The sequence below is a fragment of the Leifsonia sp. NPDC102414 genome, from assembly GCF_044765685.1.
In the GTDB taxonomy this organism is placed as follows: Bacteria; Actinomycetota; Actinomycetes; order Actinomycetales; family Microbacteriaceae; genus Leifsonia.
The window spans coordinates 1-22,285 of the sequence record NZ_JBIWKN010000001.1 but is presented as its reverse complement, the minus strand read 5'-3'; the positions used below and the strand labels follow the sequence as shown (position 1 = coordinate 22,285).

Here is a 22,285-nt window from a genome sequence, read left to right as displayed (position 1 = left end):
ATCTCCTGTGTGTTGAAAGTTGAGTGAACTGCACTCAAGTTCAACGCTTCGGGGTTCTTGATATTCCCGTGGCCGCCGAAATCGCCTCGGCATCGCAGCGCGGCGACGCCGCCGCGACCTCTCTGAGAAGCCGCCAAGAAGCCGGTGCGAAGCCGTGGCGCGTGCGCCGACCGCTCCGCGTCGCGTTAACCTTGAGGGATGGAAGGTCGCGTCGGCTCCAGGAATGGCGTCGCGAATGCCAAGGCGAGGGCGCTGTACGACGCGGTGGCGTCAGCGCTCCAGTCGCCTATGCACGCCGACCCTGACACCGTCTCCGTCGAGCACGATGCGGCCCGCTTTCTCGTGCGGTTCAGCGACCTCCCCCTCGCCGCCTTCCGGGCCAGGGTCCCGCTGTCGACCCCGCCTGCGCAGGCCAAATCGGCCGTCGCGAACGCCGCCAGGAAGGCGCACGCCAACATCCTGCAGTGGCGAGAGCTCGGCTATCTCAACGAGGTCGGCGCCAGGGTCGCCGCCCTCCGGGATGCCGGTGCGTACGCCGGTCGGTTGTTCGAGGCGTATGGCCAGGGCCGGCTCGACGAGGCGGAGCTCGTCGCCCGGCTGCGCGAGATCCCCCCTGTGCCGCTCGACGGCATCCCGATCGGCCAGAACTCGTCCGGCCAGGGAGGTGGGGGCCCGATGGATGTGGCTGCCACGGCACTGCGACGCCGCCTGATCTCCGCCGCCCTCTACCAGCACATCGTGGACGAGCTGTCGGACGCCGGGCACCAGGGCTGATGGCTGTCCCCCGGCTGAGCCGCGCAGACGCCCGCAGGATCGCCGTCCGTGCTCAGCGCCTCGACGCTGACCGCCCCACCAAGCTGCTGCCGCTGGTCGAGCAGCTCACTCTGCTGCAACTCGATCCCACTGCCGCCATCGCCCCGGCCGCCGATCTGATCGCGTGGACCCGCATCGGCTCGTCGTACCGCCCTGAGCACCTGCAGCGGGCGGTCGAGGTCGACCGCACCCTGTTCGAGCAGAAGGCCCAGGACGACGAGAGCACGCCGCCCATCGCCATGCTGCGGCCGACCTCTGCTCTCCGGCTGCACCTCGACGCCATGTCGCGCTGGCCGTCGGCCGGCAGCCGCGTGCAGGCCTGGCTGGAGGCGAACGCGCAGTTCCGCCTGGATGTACTCGCCCTGCTGAGCGCGGAAGGTCCCCTCCTCTCGCGCGACATCCCTGACACCGCCGCCGCTCCGTGGGAGTCGACGGGCTGGACCCACAACCAGAACGTGACCAGGATGCTCGAGTTCCTGTCCGCCCGCGGCCACCGCGGGCCGCATCGGCAGGCAGCGCACCTGGGACATCGCAGAGCGGGTGTACCCGTCGGGGATCGCTGTCGTCCCAGAAGAGGAGGCCAAGGGCATCAGGGACGCCGCGCGGCTGCGCTCGCAGGGCGTCTCGCGCGCCGCGATGGTCGGCGATGCGGGAGAGCCGGTCGAGATCGAGGGCAGCTCCCGCCTGTGGCGGGTCGATCCTGCCGCTCTGGATGCGCTCGGCTCCGGCCGCGCGTTCACGGGCCGCACCGCGCTGCTCTCGCCGTTCGACCGGCTCATCCACGACAGGGTGCGCACGCTCGAGGTCTTCGAGTTCGAGTATCTGCTGGAGATGTACAAGCCCGCCGCCAAGCGCCGCTGGGGCTACTTCGCGCTGCCGATCCTGCACGGCGACTCCCTGGTCGGCAAGCTCGACGCGACGGCGGACAGGAAGGCGGGAGTCCTCCGGGTGGCCGCGGTGCACGAGGACACGCCGTTCACCCGGTCCACCAGGAGCGCGGTCGACGCGGAGATCGCCGACCTCGCCGACTGGCTCGGCCTCGCCGTCGAGCGCGCGTGACGCCGGCCACGCTCGCAGGAAGGTACGGTCCTAGCTCACCTGCGCCGCCTTCTTCCCGTGCGGGTCGGATGCGTTGAGCGCGGCGACGACCGTGTCGTAGTCACCGCGCGCCTCCCCGTAGCGGAGGAACTTCACCCGCTCCACCAGGATCTCCCGCGCGTCCGGCTGGGTCTCGAGCAGCGTCATCGTCTCGCTGACGAAGTCGTCGAGCGGCATCGCGACCTCGCTCTCCTCCTGTCCAGGCAGGAGTCCGGTGCGCACCGCGGGCGGCACGAGTTCGATGACCTGCACGCTGGTGTCGGCGAGCTGCAGCCGGATGCTCTCGCTCAGCTGGTGGATGGCTGCCTTCGTCGCGTTGTAGCTGGGGGTCGCGGCGAGCGGCGCGAAGGCAAGCCCGGACGAGACCGTCACGATCGCGGCGTCATGCCTGGTCTGCAGGTGCTCGACGAACGCGGCAATCAGCCGGATCGGCCCGAGCAGGTTGGTGGTCACGGTCGCCTCCGCCGTCTCGAGGAACCCCGACGGGGTGGTCCAGTCCTCGACGCGCATGATGCCGGCCATTGCGACAACCACGTTGAGCTCCGGATGCGCGGCGATCACCTGGGCGGACGCCGCGCGGATGCTGCCGGCGTCCGTCGTGTCGATCCGCACCGTATGGATGCCGGGGTGCTCGGCCGCGATGCGCTCCAGCAGTTCGGTTCGGCGACCGCCGACGATGACGGCGTTGCCCTTCGCCTGCAACGCGACGGCGATGGCGAGACCGATGCCACTGGTCGCGCCGGGAATGAAGACAGTGTTTCCTGTGATGTTCATGCTTCGAGTGTCTGCCGGCCGCGCGCATCCAGGCAGAGAGCGGTCATCGGGGGACCCGCGATCCCTGGTTGCGCGGGCCGCGACAGCGGATGATGGATGCATGGACCGCTCCTCCCTCGCCGACTTCCTCCGCAGACGCCGCGAGGAACTCCAGCCCTCCGACGTCGGGCTCGCCTCGGGAGCGCGCCGTCGGGCGCCTGGGCTGCGGCGCGAGGAGGTGGCGCAGCTGGCGAACATGTCGGCCGACTACTACACGCGACTGGAGCAGCAGCGAGGTCCGCAGCCGAGCGAGCAGATGCTCGCATCGCTCGCCAGAGCCCTCCGCCTGAGCGGGGACGAGCGCGACTACCTGTTCCGCGCCGCCGGCCACAACCCGCCCGATCGCCTCAGTGGAGCGTCGCACGTCGCCCCAACGCTGCTCCGTGTGCTCGACCGCCTCGACGACACCCCTGCGCTGATCCTCTCCAACCTCGGAGAGACGCTGGTGCAGAACCGGCTGTCCGCCGCGCTGCTCGGCGACCGCTCCGGATACACCGGCATCGAGCGGTTCGAGTCGTACCGCTGGTTCGTGCATCCGGAGACCGAGCGCAGCCACTACCCGGAGGACGACAGGCAGCGGCAGAGCCGCGCGCAGGTCGCGTCGCTGCGCGTCGCGTACGGGGCGATGGGCGCGGCGTCGCAGGCGGGCGAGCTGGTGCGGACCCTCCTGCGGGAGAGCCAGGAGTTCGCCGAGCTGTGGGAGAGGCACGAGGTGGCCACCAGGTTCGAGGACCACAAGACGCTCGTGCATCCGGAGCTCGGCCCGATCGAGCTCGACTGCCAGGTGCTCTTCACCGAGGACCAGTCCCAGTGCCTGCTCGTCCTCACCGCCCCTCCCCGCACCGAGGGTGCGGAGAAGCTCGCACTGCTCGGCGTGCTCGGCACGCAGGCGTTCAGCTGACGGTCTCGTCCTCGCGGGTGCGGCCGAGCACCTCGGTCGGGATGCCGCGGGAGAACGCGAGCGAGCCGAGCGAGATCGCGATCAGGCCGAAGAGCGCCACCCGGAGCGACGACAGCTGCGAGTCCCGGTAGATCGACTCGAGCGTGTCGGCGTCGCTCGTGGACAGTCCGGCGTCCTCGCCGATCTTCTGCACACTGTCGGCCGGCACGATCTCCACGCCGCCGTTCGTCCGCTCAGCGATCGTCGACTGCACGCTGTCCGGCAGGCTGCTCGCCGCGACGCCGGAGGCGAACGAGGTCGCGAGCGCGCCGATCAGGATCGAGCCGATGAGCGCTGTCCCGAGCGATGAGCCGAGATTCTGGAACACCCCCTGCAGGCCGCCGACCTCGCTCGTCTGCTTCTCCCCGACGCTCGACATGTTCACGTTTCCGAGCTGCGACGCCAGCAGCCCGAGCGCGCCGCCCGCCAGGAACATCCCGATACCGAAGAGCCAGCTCCGCAGGTCGGGCGTGACCGCGCCGAGCAGCAAGATGGAGCTCAGCACCAGGATGATCTGGCCCACCCGCACGATCCGCCGCGGCGACCAGAACCTGGACAGCATCGTGCCGAGCACGGAGAACAGGATCAGCGACACCGACAGCGGGAAGATCTTGAGCCCGGTGGACAGCGCATCCAGGCCGAGGGTCATCTGCAGATAGACGGGCACCATGAAGAACAGCCCGGCCGTCACGGCGTACTGCGCGCCCAGCACGCTGAGGCCGCTGCGGAGCTGCCGGATGGAGAACATCTCGATGTGCACCAGCGGCGAGCGCCCGGCGTCGACCAGCTTCCGTTGCCTCCGGGCGAACAGCACGATGAGCACCCCGCCGAGGAGGATGAACCAGGCCGTCAGCGAGATGCCGAACGGATTGATCGGCACGCCGCCGACCACCGGGGAGTGCAGGGGGATGAGCCACCCCCAGGTCTTGCTCTGCAGCATCCCGTAGACCACGAACACCAGGCCGAACGCCGAGAGCAGAACGCTCGCGATGTCGATCCGAGACTTGGTCCTGCCTGTCTCGTCCCTCACCAGCCTGGAGAAGATCACGACGACGGCCATGATGACCACCTCGGCGACGAAGACGTACCGCCAGTCGAGATAGGTGGTGACGTACCCGCCGATCAGCGGGCCGGCGGCGACGGCGGCGCCGGAGACGGCGCCGATGATCGCGTACGCGGTGATCCGGTCGTGGCCGCGGTAGTTGTCGGCGATCAGTGCGGCGATGGCGGGGATGACGAGCACGGCGCCGAGTCCCTCGATCACCGACCAGCCGAGGAACAGGAGCTCGATGTTCGGGCTCAGCGCCGTCAGCAGCGATCCGACCGCGTACACGCACGCCCCGATGACGAACGCCCTGCGCCTCCCCCAGACGTCGCCGAGTTTCGCGCCGAGCAGCATGAACGCCGCCATCGTCAGCGTGTAGAAGGTGATCGCTGCCTGCATCGCCGCGACCGTGGTGTGCAGATCGGCGACGACGGTCGAGATCGACACGTTCATCACTGTGCCGTCGAGCACCATCACGAACTGGGCAGCGCCCAGCACGATCACGACCGACCATTTCTTCATGCGCGGCTCCTCGGGGTCAGTATGTTCCCCCCACGGCCGTGGCCGCAATGGTCGGCTATCGGCTGGCATACGACATTCGCCTAGTTCTTTGCCAGCCAGCGTGCGTAACCTTCGAGGTCCGCCGCACTGTCGGCTTCACCGTACGGAGGGGAAACGCATGACGACACGGACGCTTCCTGCGCCGCGCGCCGATCGCCGGCCGTTCCGCGTCGGCCCGTTCGCCCGCCGCCGCCTCGCCCAGCAGGCCAGGCTGGATGCGGCAGCGACCGCTCAGGGTGCGGCACGGGATGGGGACCATGGCGAGCCCACCACGCCGCACGTACAGGCCATGCAGGCCCACGCCGCCGCGTACGCCAGGCGCGAGGAGCAGCGCTTCTTCGTGCGCATCGACCGCGAGCTGACCGAGTACCGGGTGCTGTCGCGATCGCTCGACACCGACCTCGCCGCCTACGACAGGTTGACAGGCGACATCTCCTTCGACGACCGCGACTTCATCGCGAACGGATCCGGCCCCGGCTTCGAAGAGCTGCGCAGGCTGGAGCGCCGGATCACGCGCGGCAAGCGCCGCGTCGACGAGCTGTCTGCTCTCATCCACTCCCGTTTCACCGCCGCGAAGCTGCGCGCCAACCGCTACTTCGACCACGCGGACGAGAAGCTCGCCGTCTACTGGGGCGCATACCGGCGCGAGCTCGCGGCCGATCGCGCCGCCGCCCCGGATCGCACGCTCGACAGGGCGCCCGTGCTGCAGCGCTCCGACTGGCTCACCACGAAAGAGAACACCAGGTTGCTCGAACTCTGGCAGGGGAGAAACGATGCCCAAGCGTGACCGGCTGCCCGCCGACTACACGGTTCCGAAGACCGCACGACTCCGTCGTCGCCTGTTCTGGCGGCTGCGCAGGATGCGCGCCGCCGTCGACGTCGAGACCCTCGAGGTCTTCGAGCACGAGCTCGCGGCGTTCGAGCGCGGCGGCGTCGCCGAGATCGAGCGCCAGCGCACCCGCAACATGGCGGCGGCCGCCGCCCGCGTCATCGCCTCGCAGAAGCGCGAGGAGCTGATCCGCGGCTCGATCGAGCGCACAGAGCGTCAGCTCGAACGCGCCGAAGTCGCCGCTGAGCGGCTGGACGCGCGCCTGCTCGGCCACGACCCCGACCTGCACAACTTCGCCTGAGACGGAAGGAGAGACACCATGGCCAGAGACATCGTCGCGAGACCACCGCGCATCCGCTCCCGCGTCGGGCACATGTCGCGCTTCGCGCACGTGCTCGTCTATCTGCTGCTCCTCGGCATGATCACCGTGGACTACGTCCTGCTCTCCCAGGCGCTGACGCTGCTGTTGCGCAACGACAGCCAGTACGGCTCCATCGGGCTGCAGATGTACGTGATCACACTGGGCATCTCGCTCGCGGTGGTCACACTGCCGCACGTCGTCGCGATCGTGATGCGGCGCATCCAGGCCAGGGTGATGGACCGCCGCTGGTCGATCGCCGCCGTGCTGATGAGCCTGGTCTGGGTCGCGCTGCTCACCGCGATCACCATCGCCAGGATCAAGGCGGGCATCGACGCGCAGAACGCCGGCGGCCTGACCGGCCTCGTCGGCGGCTCGACGGCGCCGGCCACCACCGGATTCTCCTGGACGGCCCCGGACACGATCATGGCGTTCCTGATGCTCGGCGTGCTCGCCACGTCCGGTGCGATCAGCTTCATCGTCGCCTGGCTCACCACCCGCCCGCTCCTGCTCGCCAGCGAGAAGGCGCACGCGCACGTCGACGAACTCCGCCGCTACCGCGACCGGCTGCTCGGCGAGGCGGTCGCCGCCCGCGAGGAGACCATCCAGGCCATGCACCTGGATGCGGCGGATCATGCCAGATACACCGGCGCCAGGATCACCTTCGCCTCCCGTCTGGACGTCGTCCGCGCGCAGCTCGCCACCCGCCTCGCCCAGCAGGAGCGCGACCCTGAGAGCACCAGCCAGATCATCCGCGAGCTCCGCGCCAGGCGGGCGAGCGACGCCGAGCTCGGCCAGGGCGCGCAGCCGGGCCGGCTCACCGACTGACGGCTGCGCTCGCGCCCCCTCCCGCCGCTGTGCCCCACCCCGAAAGGACCACCCCGTGACCTCCCGACACCTCGTCAGAGCCTGCGTCGCCATCGCGGCCGCTCTCTCCCTGGGCGCCGGCCTCACCGCGTGCGCGTCGGCGACCGCTGCCGGCGCATCCTGCGACCAGTCGCAGAAGCGCAACATGGGCGTCGTCGCAGGCAGCACCGCCAACGCGCCGGTCACCAGCCTTCCGTCCTCCGCCGTCGCCCAGCTCGAGGCCGTCGGCAAGAGCAACGGCAGCGTCACGGTGGTCGTCCCCTCCGGCTCCCCGCAGGTGATGGGCACGACCGTGATCGGCTCGACGGCTCAGGACGCGGTGGTCTGTCAGAACGATCAGCGCACCAAGCTCACCCAGATCACCGCGTACATCAACGGCCTCAAAGCCTCCGCCCCCGAGGTCGACTTCCTCGGCTCGATCGACCAGGCTGCCCGCAACCTCGGCTCGAACCCGATGGGCGTGCTCGTGGTCGGCAGCGGCCTGCAGACCACGGACCCGCTGAACTTCTCCGCCAGCGGCGTGCTCTACGCCGACCCTGCGCAGGTCGTCAGCGACCTGCAGTCCAGGGGGCTGCTCCCCACCGACCTCAAGGGCGTGACCGTCTACTGGTCGGGGATGGGCGACGTTGCCGGCGCGCAGAAGCCGCTGACCATCCCGGCGCGCAGCAACCTGGCCGCCATCTGGACCGCCATCGTCAAGGCGGCGGGCGGCACGCTGTCCCTGCTGCCTGAGCCGGCATCCGGTGCAGCGGCGTCCGGCCTTCCGTCGGTCTCCGCCGTCCCCGTGGATGCGGTGCAGACCAAGACCGACTGGACGCATCCCATCGTCATCCGCAACAGCGATCTGCTGTTCACGAAGGACACGGCCACCTTCTCCGACCCTGCGAAGGCGCAGAGCGTCCTCGGCGAACTCGTGCCGTCGATCGAGCAGAACGGCCAGCAGGTCACGATCACCGGCACGGCCTCCAAAGACCAGGCGACGAGCAACACCGCGGACACCGCCCTCTCGCTGAAGCGCGCGGACGCCGTCAAGGCCGCGCTCGTGAAGCTCGGCGTCCCGTCGGGTCTGCTCACCACGGCCGGGGTCGGCTACGACTGGTGCGGCTGGAAGAGCGAGACCGACGCGTCGGGGAAGTACTCGGACGCGCTCGCCGAGCAGAACCGTTCTGTCATCCTCACCTCGGCGGGCGTCTCCCTCTGCAGCTGACCGCCAGACGGAGTGTCCGCTACTGCGGTCCCGCGACGCCGACCAGGTTGCCGGCCGGGTCGGTGAACTGACCGACCACCACGCCGGTTCCTTCGTTCCGCACCGGCCCCAGGACGCGCCTGCCGCCGAGCCGCTCCGCGTCGCGCAGCGCTGCCTCTACGTTTTGCACGCCGATGTAGAAGCTCACGCGAGGCGGCCGGCCTGGGCCGCCGCCGATCCCACCGGGGATGCCTGCTCCGCCAGGCGCGTCGATGAACGAGTACGCGTCCTGGTCGGAGACCTCGGCGGCGACAGGAGCGCCTGGCGGCGCATCCCAGTCGAACAGCGCCGCGTAGTACGCCCGGAGCGCATCAGGGTCCGGGCCGATGATCTCGAAGTGCACAACCGGGTTGGCCATCCCCCATGCTACGACCGCCCTGAGTGATCGAGCTACGGGCGATCGAGCTACGGGCGATCGAGCGACGGGCGATCGAGCGACGGGCGATCGAGCGACGGGCGATCGAGCTACGGGTCAGCGGGTGCGGCCGCGCGCCCGGCCGGGGGTGTTCACCCGCGAGAGAAGCGCGGCGAGCTGCTCGACGTCGCCGCGGTCCCAGGTGCGCAGGTTGCTGTAGAGGAGCTGCTGGTCGCTCGCCCGTACCTCGTTGACCTTCTCGATGGCCGCGACCGTCGCGACCAGGTAGCTGGCCCTGCGGTCGGCGGGGTCCACGCGCCGCTCGACGAAGCCGAGGTCCTCCAGGATGCGCACCTGGCGGCTGACAACGCTCTTGTCCGTCGACAGCTTCTCGGCCAGCGAGCCGGAGTGGGTGGGTCCGCTGCGCACCAGCGAGTAGAGGATCTTGAAGCCGACCGGCTGCAGATCCGGGTGCACGCCGGCGGCGCGCTCGCGCATCCCGACGCTCACCCTGTTGAAGAGGAGAGTGAACTGCTCCTCGACGGAGGCGATCGCCTCGTCGTTCGCGCGGGTGGCGACGCCGTCCGGCGCCACCACCCGTTCCACGTTGCTCATGGCCGCGATCATAACCGACCGGCTAAGGCCGTTCCTTGGAAGAGACGGCCGACGCATCCTGTCGTTCGTCCTGCCCGGGATGTACGGCGCCGAGCGATCCCGTCACCGGCGCGGCGATCATGGCCTCCGCGACCTCGACCAGGCTCTCCTCCGCCTCTTCCGCACCGCTGTGACCTGTACGCTCTCGCATCTTCTCGATGGCGGTCTGCGTGCCGAGCTTCAAGTTCGGCAGGAACAGGATCGCGACGATCGTGACGATCGCCAGCGGCACCGCGATGAGGAAGATGTCGGCGACCGCCTGGCCGTAGACAGACTCGATGATGACGCGCACGCCCTCAGGCAGCTTGTTCACCTCCGGCAGGGTCCCGCTCTGCAGCGACTTCGCAACGTCGGCGCCCGCAGCTCCGAGCTTGCCGATCGCGACCTGCAGGTCGTGCTGACGGTCGGCGAGCATCGAGACGACCTTGGTGCCGAGGACGCTTCCCATCACCGAGACGCCGACCGTGCCGCCGAGGCTGCGGAAGAACGCCACGGACGAGCTGGCGACGCCGAGCTGCGACGGGTCGACCGTGTTCTGCACGATCAGCACCAGGTTCTGCATCACCATGCCGACGCCGGCGCCGAGGATGAACATGTAGACGGAGACGATGACGTAGTTCGTGTCGTACTCGATCGTGCTCATCAGGTAGAGACCGACCGTGAGCATGATCGAACCGACGACCATGTACGGCTTCCACCTGCCGAAGCGGCTGATCAGGTTTCCGACCACCATCGAGGAGATCAGGAGACCGCCGATCATCGGCAGGGTCAGCAGACCGGACTCGGTCGGCGTCGCGCCGCGGGCGAGCTGCATGTACTGGCTGAGGAAGACCGAGGTTCCGAACATCGCGACGCCCACCGAGATGGATGCGATCACCGCGAGCGTGAACGTGCGGTTCTTGAACAGCGTGAGCGGGATGATCGGCTCCTTCACCAGGAGCTCGGTGATGACGGCGGCGACCAGCATCACGACGGACCCTCCGACCATCCACGCGGTCGTCCAGCTCCACCACTCGAACTGGCTACCCGCCATGCTCACCCAGATGAGCAGCAGCGAGACGCCGCCGGCGATGAGCACGGCGCCGAGGTAGTCGATGCGCACCTTGCCCTTCGGGCGCTTCGGCAGCCGCAGGGTGAGCTGCAGCAGGATGATCGCGAGGATCGCGACGGGCACGCCGACGAAGAAGTTCCAGCGCCAGCCGATGGAGTCGGTGAGGAGACCGCCGATCAGCGGCCCTCCGATGGTGCCGACGGCCATGATGCCGCCGAAGAGGCCCATGTAGCGCCCGCGGTCGCGGGGGCTGATGATGTCGGCCATGATGATCTGGCTGAGAGCGGTCAGACCGCCGGCGCCGAGGCCCTGGACGACGCGGAACGTGATGAGCATCTCCGGGTTCTGCGAGAACCCGGCGAGCGCGGAGCCGAGCACGAACAGCCCGAGGGCGAGCTGGATGAGCAGCTTGCGGTTGAGCAGGTCGGCGAGCTTGCCCCAGATCGGCGTGGAGACGGTCGTCGCGAGCAGTGTGCTGGTGACCACCCAGGTGAAGGCGGACTGGTCGCCGCCCAGCTCGGAGATGATGCGCGGCAGCGACGACGAGACGACGGTGCCGGCGAGGATCGAGACGAACATCCCGAGCAGCAGGCCGGACAGCGCTTCGAGCACCTGCCGGTGCGACATGGCTCCCGCGGGCGCCTCTTCCTCTCGAGTGAGAGATCGTGACATGTTTTTCCTTCGCAATTGGTTGACGATGAGCAACCATATATAATTAGATGACCGAAATCAACTAACTTTCTGCATTGCTGCAATATTTCCAACTATGAAGACTTTTCCTCCCGCGCCGGAGCCCGGCCTCCGCGAGCGCAAGAAGGCACAGACCCGCGCCAGCCTCGAGCGCGCCGCCGTCGCCCTCGTGCTCGAGCGCCCCATCGACGACGTCACCATCGACGAGATCTGCGCCGCCGTCCCCGTCTCGCACCGGACGTTCTTCAACTACTTCGACTGCAAAGAGGACGCCCTCCTCGGCTTCCGTCACGCCTGGGGTGACGCACAGCTCGTCGGCGAGCACCTCGCGCGCACCTATGCTGGCAGCATCGTGGCCTGCGTCGTCGAGACCCTGGTCCGCGGCCTGCCTTCAGCGGCCGACCCCGACCTGCAGGAGGCGCGCATGATCATCGCCTCCCGCAACCCCGGCCTCATCCAGAGCAGGATGCGTCGCCTCGACGAGTTGCGCACCGGCCTCGTCGGCTGCATCGCCGAGCTGATGCTCCGCGAACAGCTGGTGGATGCGGACAGCCCCGTCCCTGCCGAAGCTCAGGCCGAGCTCGTCGTCGTCGCCTGCATCGGCAGCATCCGGATCGCCCTCCGCGAGTGGGCCGAGACCGGAGCGACGGGCACCTCGGAGACGGTGGCGACGCGAGCGACCGCCATCGCGAAGACGCTCGCCCCGCTGGTCGCCTGAGCGACGGGCGTCTACCGCCGCTTACCGGCTACTCGCGCCCGCGGTTCCTCCGCCGCACCTGGCGCGGAGCGCGCCCGGCGAGGAACGACTGGCCCGGATCGACCACGAAGCCCTGGCGCAGCGCCTCGCGCCCGATCAGCATCCGGAAGCCCATCTGGTCACGGTTGCTGAGCGTGGTCTCGGCCGTGATCGTTCGTCCGAACAGGTGCACGTCGATGAGCACGACGATGCGCTCCTCCGCGTGACCGGACGAACTGCGCACCGTCCGCCTGTCGTGCACGGGACACTCGACGGTCACGACATCGTCCTCCGACCGCTGCCAGGGACGCACCCGGAAGCGCACGCGATCGCCGCCGGTGCCTTCTCCATCGGGGGTGCCCTCCCCCGGCAGCTCCTCGATGTCGAACGCGTGCAGCGCCGAGCTGCGGGCGCCGGTGTCGAGCTTGGCCTTGATCCAGGGCACGCCGACATCGGGCAGGCTCACCCATTCGCGCCAGCCCACGATGGTGCTTGAATGGAGGTCGTCTTTCACACCCACCATCTTGGCAGGACACCCCCGATGAAACTCGCGATCCTTTCGCGCGCCCCGCAGGCGTACTCCACTCAGCGGCTCCGAGCGGCCGCACTGCAACGCGGGCACAGGGTCAAGGTGTTGGACACGCTGCGGTTCGCCATCGACCTCTCCGGCGAGGAGCCCGACCTGCAGTACCGAGGCAAGCTGCTCTCCGACTACGACGCGATCCTGCCCCGCATCGGCAACTCGATCACCTACTTCGGCACGGCCGTCGTTCGCCAGTTCGAGCAGATGGATGTGTACACGCCCAACACGGCGAACGGCATCACGAACTCCCGCGACAAGCTGCGGGCCACGCAGATCCTCTCCCGGCACAACATCGGGATGCCAGCGACCGCGTTCGTGCACAGCCGCGCCGACGTGCGCCTCGCCATCGAGAAGGTCGGCGGCGCTCCCGTCGTCATCAAGCTGCTGGAAGGCACCCAGGGTATCGGCGTCATCCTCGCGCCAGAGGTGAAGATCGCCGAGGCGATCATCGAGACGCTGCACTCCACCAAGCAGAACGTCCTCATCCAGAGCTTCATCTCGGAGAGCCGCGGCCGCGACATCAGGGCACTGGTCGTCGGCGACAGGGTCGTCGCCGCCATGCGCCGCAGGGCGAACGGCGACGAGTTCCGCTCCAACGTGCACCGCGGCGGCTCCGTCGAGCCTGTCGAGCTGACGCCGGAGTACGAGCAGGCCGCCGTGCGCTCCGCCCAGATCATGGGGCTGCGCGTCGCCGGGGTCGACATGCTCGAGGGCAACGACGGCCCGCTGGTCATGGAGGTCAACTCCTCGCCGGGGCTCGAAGGCATCGAGACGGCGACCGGGCTGGACGTGGCCGGCGCGATCATCGACTTCATCGACAACCAGGTGGCGTTCCCCGAGATCGACGTGCGTCAGCGCCTCAGCGTCTCCACCGGCTACGGCGTCGCCGAGCTGGTCGTGCACGGCAATGCAGACCTCGTCGGCAAGCGGATGCGCGACTCCGGTCTCGGCGACCGCGACATCACCGTGCTCACCCTGCACCGCGGCGCGACCGTCATCCCGAACCCGCGCGGCGACGTCGAGCTGGAAGCGGGAGACCGCCTCCTCTGCTTCGGCAGGCTCGAGGAGATGCGCTCGATGATCCCCGAGCGGCGCCGCCGTCGCCACAAGGTGCGCAAGCTCCCCAAGGAACCTCTGCCCGAATCCTGAGCTCCGAAGCGATCGAGCCCAGGCGTCTTCGGCTCAGTCCAGCGTCGGAGAGGGAGAACGGCTGGGCTCCGGGGCGACGATCTCCCAGCCCGCCGCGAGCTGCAGCGGTTCGGCGGGAAGCGCGCCCCAGGCGTCCCAGTCGGCTGCGAGCGGGAAGGCGTGCGCCTCGACGGCAGCGACCGCGCGGCGTCGCGCGTCCTCGACCGCGGCCAGCTTCGCGGCGTCGAACTTGCCCGTCTCAGCCGCCCAGGCGAGTTCGTCCTCGTCTTTCAGGCTGTGGCTGCCGTCCGGCTCGGCGATCACGTCGAGGATCCAGTCGGCGGTGTCGAACCCGAGGCCGGTCCGCGTCCACGGCGTCTCGAGGTTCACGTACGCGTGCTCCGTCCACCCGTCTGCGGTGAGCCAGCGCCACGTCGACCACGGCTGTCCGGGCACGTGGATGCGCAGCACGCCGTCGCCTGTCCACTCGTGTTCGGTGTAGCTCCCGCTCCATCCGCCTGGCATCATGTTGCGGCCACGCGGTCCTCCCCGCTCCCCGACGGCGACCCGTCCGACCGTGCCTGCCGGCTGCCAGAGGGCGATGCAGCGTTCGGAGTCCTCGATCACATAGTGCTGATACACGCTGCTGATGCGGTCGTCGGAGATCCAGCGGAGGAGCGCGGTCGCGGTGGTCTGCGGCATGCAGAGGAGTCTAGCCGTGTGACGTCGGCACTCCGCTGGCAGGCACCCACGCGTCGTCGAGGAACGCCTCGTGGTGGTATCCAGTGCCGTCGAGCACCACGACGGTCGACTCCGGCACTTCGAGGAAGACGCCAGGCAGGTCGTTCAGCGGTTCGGACACCACGAGATGGGCGCTGCGATCGAAGATGCGGAACCGTTCGATGTCCGGGTACATCTGCAGCAGCGTCGGAATGTCCACCGCGTGGAACAGGGACCGCGTCTGGTGCTGCGTCGAGTACCGGAACGCCCAGATCGTCGACCCGTCCGCGACAGCGATCGTGCCCTGCATCGGGAACCGGATGCCGGCGGCGTGCCCGACCTCCTCGACCTTCCGGATGGCGGCGCCCACTGCCGCGATCGGGTCGTCGCGGAGCCCGTAGGTGAGGGCGAGGTAGAACAGCACCTCGGTGTCCGTCGTCCCTTCGATGTGCGGATACAGCTCCGGGTCGACCGCGAAGGTCAGCTCTCGTTTGATCTTCGGGAAGTCGATGATCGCGCCGTTGTGCATGAACATCCAGTGCTCGAAGCGGAACGGGTGGCAGTTGGTCTGCTGGATCGGTGGGTGCGTCGCCGCGCGGACGTGCGCGAAGAACATCGGGCTCTCGATCGCGGTGGACAGTTCGCGCAGGTTGGCGTCGTTCCACGCGGGCTCCGTGCTGTGGAACAGCGCAGGCGTCTGCTCGCGTGTGCCTCCGCTCGGATACCAGCCCAGCCCGAAGCCGTCGCCGTTGACCGGCTCCGCCCCGAGCGACGAGTTCAGCGACTGCGCGACGATCGAGTTCTGCGCGTCGAGCACCAGGGTCGATGGATTGATCGGAGCCCCAGAGTATGCAAGCCATCTACACATCGCACGACCTCCAAGTCTGTGCAATCGGTATGGCTCATCATCCCACCAGGATGCGCCGACTACCAGGCTCGGGATGCGCTGATCGCCCAGGCGCCCGCCGTGAGCGGGATCGTGCCGTCGTCCGCCACCGGAAGATGGCCGATCAGGTGGTCGCGCAGCCGGTCCAGCGCCGCACGGTCCAGCCCTGCGACGTACGAGGGCGCGGGGCCCTGCCCGCCGAGGAAGGGCCGCCAGTAGTCGTCAAAATCGGCGAACACGGTCGGCACCTCGATCGCCCGCACGACGATCCCGGTGAGCCCGGCCGTCTCGAACGCGCGGCGGAGGGCGCGCGGATCGCTGAGCGGGAAGCGTACGGCCTCGTCGAGCGCCGCCGCCTCCTGGTCGAGCTCGACCGCCGCATCCCAGAAGATGCGCAGGAACTCCATCCGAGCGCCGTAGTCCCAGACGATCGCCGCGATCGTCCCGCCCGGCCGCGCGACGCGGACGGCCTCGGCGAGCGCCGCCTGCACATCCGGCACGAAGTTGAGCACCAGCCCGAACACCACCGCGTCGCGGGATGCGCTCGGCACCGGCAGCGCGTCAGCGCTCCCCCGCAGCAGCTCGGCTCTCCCGCCCAGCCGTTCCGCCGCCACGCCCAGGAACCCGGCCGATGGCTCCACCCCGACGACGGATGCGGGCGCGCACCGCTCCAGGACCGCCTCCGTCAGTGCCCCCGTGCCGCAGCCGACGTCGAGCCAGTCCAGCCCGTCTGCGACCCCCAGTCCGTCCAGGAACGGCACCGCTAGGAGCGCGCTCCACCGACCGACGAACCGCTCGTATGCGTCGCCGCGCTCCCACCGGTCTCCTCCCGGTTCGCTCATCGCCCGGCCCTCGTCTCCCGTCGTCCTGTCGTCCCGTTCAGTGTGCGCCTCCCCTGCCCGCCACGGCCACCCCGCGCATCCCGGATTGCCCGTAAACACTGGACTATTGTTGCCGGCCGCAACAGAATGCCGTTATGAGGAGCGCTCATGTTATCCGCACGCCGGATCAACGGCTGCGGATCTTCGTCAGTTCCACCCTGCAAGAGCTCGCGGACGAACGCCGAGCGGCGCGCAGCGCCATCGAGCGCCTGCACCTCGCGCCCGTGATGTTCGAGCTCGGCGCCCGCCCGCATCCGCCGCGCGACCTGTACCGCGCCTATCTGGAGCAGAGCGATGTCTTCCTCGGGCTCTACTGGGAGCGCTACGGATGGGTCGCCCCTGAGGAGGAGGTCTCCGGCCTCGAAGACGAGTACAACCTCTGCCCGGACGACCTTCCGCGCCTGCTCTACGTCAAGACGCCGGCGCAGAACCGCGAGCCGAAGCTGACCGACCTGCTCAACCGCATCAGGGACGACGACAGGGCGGCGTACAAATACTTCGAGTCGGCCAAAGAGCTCTCCCGCCTGGTCGAGGCCGACCTCGCCACCCTCCTCGCCGAGCGTTTCGAGCAGAGCAGATCGCTCACCGTCGTCGACGTGCCTGCCGACGCAGACAGGGTGGCGGAGCCGGTCCGTCTGCCGAAACCGCTCACCGGCCTCATCGGGCGCGAGGCCGATCTGACCGCCATCCGCAATCTCTACAGCGCCGGCGCCCGCCTCGTCACCCTCACCGGTCCTGGCGGCATCGGCAAGAGCCGCCTCGCGCTCGCTGCCGCCCGCGCGGTCACCCCGGCGTTCGTCGACGGCGCCGTGTTCGTGGATCTGTCCGCCGTCCACGACCCCGAGCGCGTCCCCGCCGCCATCGCGCAGGCGCTCGGGGTGCGTGACACCGGTGACGCCCCGATCATGGAGAACCTGGAGACCGCCCTCCACGACAGGCACCTGCTCATGGTCCTCGACAACTTCGAGCAGGTGCTCACCGCCGCTCCTACCCTGACGGCGCTTCTCGCCGCCGCGCCGGGGGTGTCGATGATGGTCACCAGCCGCGCCCTGCTCCGGCTGAGCGCAGAGCAGAGCTTCGAGGTCGGCCCGCTCCCCGAGGACTCCTCCCTGCACCTGTTCGTCGAACGCGCCCACGCCGTCAAACCCGACTTCGAGGTCACCGATGACAACCGCGCCGCCGTCACCGGGGTGTGCGCGGCGGTCGACGGGATGCCGCTCGCCATCGAGCTCGCCGCCGCGCGGATCAGGGTGCTCTCCCCCGACGACCTGCTCGACCGGCTGGACAGGAGCCTCGCGGTGCTGATCGGCGGCTCCCGCGACCTCCCGGAACGGCAGCAGACGCTGCGCCGCACGATCGAGTGGAGCACCCAGCTCCTGGAGGAGAGCCAGCGCACGCTGCTCGCGCGCCTCGGCGTCTTCGAGGGCGGCTTCACCCTCGACGCGGCGGAGGCGGTCGGAGCCGCAGAGCTCGACGGCCACGGCGATGGGCGCGCGCCGTCGTCGGATGTCCTCGGCGACCTCGCCGCCCTCGTCGACAGCAGCATGGTCAGCCAGCACGATCGGGATGGGCGTGCCAGGTTCGCCATGCAGGCCATCGTGCGCGAGTACGCCCGCGAACAGCTGTGGGACGCCGGCGCCCTGCATGCCGCCCGCGACGCACACGCCGGGTACTTCCTCGGTCTCGGAGACAGTGCGAAGGACGACCTCAAAGCCGGGCGGCAACGCGAGTGGCTGACGCGGCTCGGCGACGAGCGGGACAACCTCCGCGCCGCCGAGCGATTCCTGCTCGGCTCCCGCGACTGGGATCGCGCAGCCCACCTCGCGTTCAGCCTCTACCTCTACTGGTGGGTGTCCGGCCTGCTCGGCGAGGTGCGCACCTGGATGGACGAGGCCCTCGACTCAGGGAGCACGCTCTCCGATCGCACCAGGGCCATCGCCCTCTACTTCACCCGCACGATCATGTTCTGGAAGGACCCGGACGGCAGCGTCGCCGCCGAGCTCACGGAGAGCGCCGACCTCTTCCGCAGCGTCGGCGACCCGGATGGGGAAGGTCTCGCGCGCATCTCGCTTGCTCTCGCGCTGCTGACCGGAGCGAAGCCGGACCCCGACCGCGCCGAAGAGGTGATGCAGGAGAGCCTCCGGCTGTTCCGGTCCAGTGGGAACACCTGGGGCGAGTCGATGGCGTTCGTCCTCCTCGGTCGCGTCTCGCTCCGGAAGCAGGACATCCCAGAGGCGCGCGACAGGTTCGCCACGAGCCTCGCCATCACCCAGCGCGAGGGCGACGCCGTCGGCGAGCGGATCGCCGCATACCACCTGGGCTGGGCGCAGCTCATGCTCGGCGAGACGGACGACGCGCGCACCGACTTCGCCCGCAGCGTCGCCGTCTCGGCCACGCTCGGCCACGTCGAAGGTCTCGCGTACGGCCTCGAAGGCATGGTCGCGATCGCGGCCATCGGCGGAGACGTCGTTCGCGCGGGGCGGCTCGCCGGTGCATCCAGAGCGTTGCGGGAACGCAGCGGCCTGCACAACGGCCCGACCTTCACGTTCCACCAGGCGTATCTCGACCGCCTCACCGCCTCGGGTGACGGCGAGCGATTGGATGCGGCGATCGCGGCCGGCCGCGAGCTCACCGTCGAGCAGGCCGTCGCCGAGGCCCTCGCAACGGACGCCTGACCCGACGCGCTCAGGTGCGCACCGTGTTCGTGTCCGCCGGATCGCGCTGCCGCCTGCTCAGGTACAGGATCGGCACGCCGATCAGCTCCACCGCCGCTCCGATCACCAGCGACGTCCCGTACCCCCAGACATCGGCGGCGCGGCCGAGCGCCGGCTGGATGAACACCCCGCCAAGACTCCCGAACAGCGAGTCGAAGGAGAGCACCGTCGCGCGCTGCTTGGACGGGATCATGTCGTTCAGGTACGCCTGGCGCACCGGCCCAGCCACCGCGAACACGAACCCCCACACCACCAGGAACACCACGGCGAGCCAGAACAGGCTCGTGATCCCCAGCACCACCAGCACCACGACGCTCGCCAGCGACGCGCCGATCACCGTCGTCGTCCTCCTGGCGAACAGCCCCCGGATGCGCGAGGCGAGCACCCCGCCTGCCACCTGCGCCAGCGAGAGGATCGCGGCGGCCAGGCCGGCAACCGAGTATGCGGACGGGTCGCCGTACAGCTGCAGCAGATACGGCTGCAGCGCATAGAACGCGTAGATGCCGACCCCGGAGGCGAACGGCGCCGACAGGATCACGTACCGCACCGACCGCTTGCGCAGACCGTGGTCGATCGACTGGACCAGCACGTTCCTCGTCGCCTTCAGCGGGCCCATCGTCTTGTCCGGCGTGAACCCCAGGTCCTTCATCACCACGAACGCGAAGACGAACATGACGACCAGCACCACCGCCCTCAGCAGGAACGGCACACCGAGGTTCGTCGCCTGCGCGATCACGCCGCCGAGCACGGAACCGGCGAACATCGCGATGCCCTCCACCACGAGACCGCGGCCGAACACCGCCTCCAGGCTCCCTGTGTACCCGGTGGAGGCGAGCGCATCCACCAACCAGGCGTCGACGGCGCCGGAGAAGAAGGTGAACCCGAGACCGAGCAGCACGGAAACCAGCGCCCACCAGACGAACGGCGCGTGCCAGAGCCACAGCATCCAGTACAGCGCGGTGGTCACCGACAGCGTCACGGTGCCGAGCAGGTAGGACGCCTTCCTCCCCACGGTGTCGGCGACGACGCCGGTCGGGATCTCGAAGACCACCATCCCCGCGGTGAAGAACGCGTTCGCCGCGAACGCCTCGAAATTGGTCAGCCCTGCGTCCAGCAGGAACAGCGTGTTGATGCCCCAGATGAACGATGCGGCAATGGTGTTCCCGAGCAGCAGGGTCAGGTAGATGCGCTGCACCCTGCGCGAGGCCGGGTTCATCGCTGGCGACCGCTCCGTGTATCCACGATGCTCACACCTGCCATCATCGACCTCCGCGGGGCCCCAGGCCAGCCCCGCGCGAGCGGTCTGCTCCGCTGGGGACTACCGTTGAAGCATGACAGCACCGGATACAGCGCAGGACGAGGCAGAGACTGCCCGCGAAACGACGACTTTCTCCGAGCTGGGACTCGACGGGGCTGTGCTGAAGGCACTGAAGGACGTGGGCTACGAGACCCCGTCCGCGATCCAGGCCGCGACCATCCCGCTCCTCCTCGAAGGCCGCGACGTCGTCGGCCTCGCACAGACGGGCACGGGCAAGACGGCAGCGTTCGCCCTGCCGATCCTGTCGCGGCTCGACGTATCGCAGAAGACCCCCCAGGCCCTCGTCCTCGCACCGACGCGCGAGCTCGCGCTGCAGGTCTGCGAGGCGTTCGAGAAGTACGCGGCGCACCTGCGTGGCGTGCACGTGCTGCCGATCTACGGCGGCCAGGGCTACGGCGTCCAGCTCTCCGCGCTCCGCCGTGGCGTCCACGTCGTCGTCGGCACCCCCGGCCGCATCATGGACCACCTGGCCAAGGGCACCCTCGACCTCTCCGAGCTCAAGTACCTCGTGCTCGACGAGGCGGATGAAATGCTCAAGATGGGCTTCGCAGAGGACGTCGAGACAATCCTCGCGGACACCCCGGACGACAAACAGGTCGCGCTGTTCTCGGCCACCATGCCCGCGCAGATCCGCCGCATCTCGAAGAAGTACCTGCACGATCCTGAGGAAGTGACGGTCAAGAACAAGACCACCACCTCCGCGAACACCACGCAGCGCTACCTGATGGTCTCGTACCCGCAGAAGGTGGATGCACTCACCCGCATCCTCGAGGTCGAGAACTTCGAGGGCATGATCGTCTTCGTCCGCACCAAGAACGAGACGGAGACCCTCGCCGAGCGGCTGCGCGCCCGCGGATACTCCGCTGCGGCCATCAACGGAGACGTGGCTCAGGCACAGCGCGAGCGGACGGTCGACCAGCTCAAGTCGGGCAAGCTCGACATCCTGGTGGCCACCGACGTCGCCGCCCGCGGCCTGGACGTCGAGCGCATCAGCCATGTCGTCAACTTCGACATCCCGATCGACACCGAGTCGTACGTGCACCGCATCGGCCGCACGGGTCGCGCTGGTCGCAGCGGCGCCGCGATCAGCTTCGTCACCCCGCGCGAGCGCCGCCTGCTCGGCGCGATCGAGAAGGCCACCCGCCAGCCGCTCACCCAGATGCAGCTGCCGACGGTCGAGGACGTCAACGTCACTCGCCTCGCCCGCTTCGACGACGCCATCACGGATGCGCTCGGCCAGGAAGACAGGATCACTCGCTTCCGCGACATCATCGCCCACTACGTGGAGCACCACGACGTGCCGGAGGCCGACGTGGCCGCCGCTCTCGCCGTGGTGGCCCAGGGCGAGGAGCCCCTGCTGCTCTCCCCCGAGGACGAGCTGGCCCGTCGCGTGGAGCGCGACGGCCGCGACTCCCGCGAGCGTGGCACCCGCGACGGGCGGGACTCCCGCGACGCCCGCGGAGACCGCGGTGGGCGCCCGGAGCGTCCGGAGCGCCGCAGCCGCCCGAGCGGCAAGCCGATGGCGTCGTACCGGCTGGAAGTCGGCCGCCGTCAGAAGGTGGAGCCGCGTCAGATCGTCGGCGCGCTGGCGAACGAGGGCGGCCTGAGCCGCGAGGACTTCGGCGCCATCCAGATCCTCCCGGCGTTCTCCCTGGTGGAGCTGCCGGCCGATCTGCCCGGTGACGTCCTGCAGCGCCTGGAGAGCACCCGCATCGGCGGCAAGCTCATCGAGCTGCGCCCCGACCGCCGCGGAGGCACCGTGCACCGCGACGATCGCGCTCCTCGCGCCGACCGCGACGACCGTCCCGCCCGCAAGCCGCGCCACAAGTAGCAGTCACAGAACGCAGAAAGGGCCACCCGATTCCGGGTGGCCCTTTCTACATGTCCGCAACGGCATACAGACCGTGGTGTTGGTTGTTAAATGCGAAATGGCCACCCGGTGGGTGGCCATTTCGTGAAAAGAAGTCCGGCGGTGTCCTACTCTCCCACAGGGTCCCCC

At 69.2% G+C, this 22,285-nt stretch carries 21 protein-coding genes; 11 read left to right on the top strand and 10 right to left on the bottom strand.

Going from position 1 to position 22,285, the window contains the following annotated elements:
- Window positions 1-198 precede the first annotated feature (198 nt).
- Both ACIRCZ_RS00105 and ACIRCZ_RS00100 read left to right on the top strand, forming a co-directional pair.
- Window positions 199-774, top strand: coding sequence for a hypothetical protein (locus ACIRCZ_RS00105; RefSeq protein ID WP_055891745.1), 576 nt, complete (start codon window positions 199-201; stop codon window positions 772-774).
- Window positions 775-1,353: 579 nt separating this feature from the next.
- Window positions 1,354-1,872: a DNA glycosylase AlkZ-like family protein gene (locus tag ACIRCZ_RS00100; RefSeq protein WP_402848285.1), complete on the top strand. Its 519-nt coding sequence runs from the start codon at window positions 1,354-1,356 to the stop codon at window positions 1,870-1,872.
- Between the two features lie 30 nt (window positions 1,873-1,902).
- Here ACIRCZ_RS00100 and ACIRCZ_RS00095 read toward each other — a convergent pair whose 3' ends face one another.
- Complete coding sequence (locus ACIRCZ_RS00095) at window positions 1,903-2,685, bottom strand: SDR family oxidoreductase (protein ID WP_402848282.1); 783 nt, start codon at window positions 2,683-2,685, stop codon at window positions 1,903-1,905.
- Between the two features lie 100 nt (window positions 2,686-2,785).
- On the opposite strand from ACIRCZ_RS00095, the gene ACIRCZ_RS00090 reads away from it, so the two are divergent.
- A complete protein-coding gene (locus tag ACIRCZ_RS00090; RefSeq protein ID WP_402848279.1) occupies window positions 2,786-3,625 on the top strand; it encodes a helix-turn-helix transcriptional regulator in 840 nt (279 codons plus the stop codon).
- Here the strand turns inward: ACIRCZ_RS00090 and ACIRCZ_RS00085 are convergent.
- Window positions 3,618-5,231, bottom strand: coding sequence for an MFS transporter (locus tag ACIRCZ_RS00085; protein WP_055891730.1), 1,614 nt, complete (start codon window positions 5,229-5,231; stop codon window positions 3,618-3,620). The two genes, ACIRCZ_RS00090 and ACIRCZ_RS00085, sit on opposite strands and share 8 nt — an antisense overlap.
- A 157-nt stretch (window positions 5,232-5,388) precedes the next feature.
- Here ACIRCZ_RS00085 and ACIRCZ_RS00080 point away from each other — a divergent pair, with 157 nt between their 5' ends.
- From ACIRCZ_RS00080 to ACIRCZ_RS00065, 4 genes are read left to right on the top strand one after another with little or no spacing between them, the layout of a single operon-like run.
- Window positions 5,389-6,057, top strand: a complete 669-nt coding sequence (locus tag ACIRCZ_RS00080; protein WP_055891727.1) for a hypothetical protein — start codon at window positions 5,389-5,391, stop codon at window positions 6,055-6,057.
- Window positions 6,044-6,400 (top strand): hypothetical protein, encoded by a 357-nt coding sequence (locus tag ACIRCZ_RS00075; RefSeq protein ID WP_055891722.1) that lies wholly within the window; start codon window positions 6,044-6,046, stop codon window positions 6,398-6,400. Before ACIRCZ_RS00080 ends, ACIRCZ_RS00075 begins: the two co-directional genes overlap by 14 nt.
- A gap of 18 nt (window positions 6,401-6,418) precedes the next feature.
- Window positions 6,419-7,285 carry a hypothetical protein gene (locus ACIRCZ_RS00070; protein WP_402848276.1) on the top strand — a complete coding sequence of 289 codons (867 nt, stop codon included), beginning with the start codon at window positions 6,419-6,421 and terminating at the stop codon, window positions 7,283-7,285.
- Window positions 7,286-7,340: 55 nt separating this feature from the next.
- Entirely contained in the window at window positions 7,341-8,531 is a 1,191-nt protein-coding gene (locus ACIRCZ_RS00065) for an OmpA family protein (RefSeq protein ID WP_402848273.1), read from the top strand.
- A 19-nt stretch (window positions 8,532-8,550) separates the two neighbouring features.
- On the opposite strand, the gene ACIRCZ_RS00060 is transcribed toward ACIRCZ_RS00065, so the two are convergent.
- The 3 genes from ACIRCZ_RS00060 to ACIRCZ_RS00050 all read right to left on the bottom strand — a co-directional run bounded on the left by ACIRCZ_RS00060 (window position 8,551) and on the right by ACIRCZ_RS00050 (window position 11,302).
- A complete protein-coding gene (locus ACIRCZ_RS00060) occupies window positions 8,551-8,928 on the bottom strand; it encodes a VOC family protein (protein ID WP_402848270.1) in 378 nt (125 codons plus the stop codon).
- Between the two features lie 114 nt (window positions 8,929-9,042).
- Window positions 9,043-9,540 (bottom strand): MarR family winged helix-turn-helix transcriptional regulator, encoded by a 498-nt coding sequence (locus tag ACIRCZ_RS00055; RefSeq protein WP_402848267.1) that lies wholly within the window; start codon window positions 9,538-9,540, stop codon window positions 9,043-9,045.
- Window positions 9,541-9,562: 22 nt separating this feature from the next.
- On the bottom strand, window positions 9,563-11,302 hold the full coding sequence (locus ACIRCZ_RS00050) for an MDR family MFS transporter (protein WP_402848264.1): 1,740 nt from the start codon (window positions 11,300-11,302) through the stop codon (window positions 9,563-9,565).
- A 94-nt stretch (window positions 11,303-11,396) separates the two neighbouring features.
- Between ACIRCZ_RS00050 and ACIRCZ_RS00045 the strand changes: the two genes are divergently transcribed.
- The gene (locus ACIRCZ_RS00045) at window positions 11,397-12,038 is read left to right on the top strand and encodes a TetR/AcrR family transcriptional regulator (RefSeq protein WP_402848261.1); all 642 of its coding nucleotides are present in this window, start codon (window positions 11,397-11,399) and stop codon (window positions 12,036-12,038) included.
- 28 nt (window positions 12,039-12,066) lie between these two features.
- Here the strand turns inward: ACIRCZ_RS00045 and ACIRCZ_RS00040 are convergent, their stop codons facing one another.
- Window positions 12,067-12,579, bottom strand: coding sequence for a RimK/LysX family protein (locus tag ACIRCZ_RS00040; protein ID WP_055891712.1), 513 nt, complete (start codon window positions 12,577-12,579; stop codon window positions 12,067-12,069).
- Window positions 12,580-12,597: 18 nt separating this feature from the next.
- Between ACIRCZ_RS00040 and rimK the strand changes: the two genes are divergently transcribed.
- Entirely contained in the window at window positions 12,598-13,788 is a 1,191-nt protein-coding gene (rimK, locus tag ACIRCZ_RS00035; protein WP_055891709.1) for a 30S ribosomal protein S6--L-glutamate ligase, read from the top strand.
- A gap of 33 nt (window positions 13,789-13,821) precedes the next feature.
- Here the strand turns inward: rimK and ACIRCZ_RS00030 are convergent, their stop codons facing one another.
- Genes ACIRCZ_RS00030 through ACIRCZ_RS00020 form a run of 3 tightly spaced genes read right to left on the bottom strand, consistent with a single transcriptional unit; the run spans window position 13,822 to window position 16,215 of the window.
- Window positions 13,822-14,469 (bottom strand): DUF402 domain-containing protein, encoded by a 648-nt coding sequence (locus ACIRCZ_RS00030; protein ID WP_402848255.1) that lies wholly within the window; start codon window positions 14,467-14,469, stop codon window positions 13,822-13,824.
- 10 nt (window positions 14,470-14,479) lie between these two features.
- Window positions 14,480-15,355 (bottom strand): class II glutamine amidotransferase, encoded by an 876-nt coding sequence (locus ACIRCZ_RS00025; RefSeq protein WP_402848252.1) that lies wholly within the window; start codon window positions 15,353-15,355, stop codon window positions 14,480-14,482.
- A gap of 59 nt (window positions 15,356-15,414) precedes the next feature.
- Window positions 15,415-16,215 (bottom strand): class I SAM-dependent methyltransferase, encoded by an 801-nt coding sequence (locus tag ACIRCZ_RS00020; RefSeq protein WP_402848250.1) that lies wholly within the window; start codon window positions 16,213-16,215, stop codon window positions 15,415-15,417.
- 134 nt (window positions 16,216-16,349) lie between these two features.
- Between ACIRCZ_RS00020 and ACIRCZ_RS00015 the strand changes: the two genes are divergently transcribed.
- The gene (locus ACIRCZ_RS00015; protein WP_402848247.1) at window positions 16,350-18,929 is read left to right on the top strand and encodes an ATP-binding protein; all 2,580 of its coding nucleotides are present in this window, start codon (window positions 16,350-16,352) and stop codon (window positions 18,927-18,929) included.
- Window positions 18,930-18,939: 10 nt separating this feature from the next.
- On the opposite strand, the gene ACIRCZ_RS00010 is transcribed toward ACIRCZ_RS00015, so the two are convergent.
- Complete coding sequence (locus tag ACIRCZ_RS00010; protein WP_402848244.1) at window positions 18,940-20,184, bottom strand: MFS transporter; 1,245 nt, start codon at window positions 20,182-20,184, stop codon at window positions 18,940-18,942.
- Between the two features lie 115 nt (window positions 20,185-20,299).
- Between ACIRCZ_RS00010 and ACIRCZ_RS00005 the strand changes: the two genes are divergently transcribed.
- Entirely contained in the window at window positions 20,300-22,117 is a 1,818-nt protein-coding gene (locus ACIRCZ_RS00005) for a DEAD/DEAH box helicase (protein ID WP_402848241.1), read from the top strand.
- Window positions 22,118-22,285: the final 168 nt, after the last annotated feature.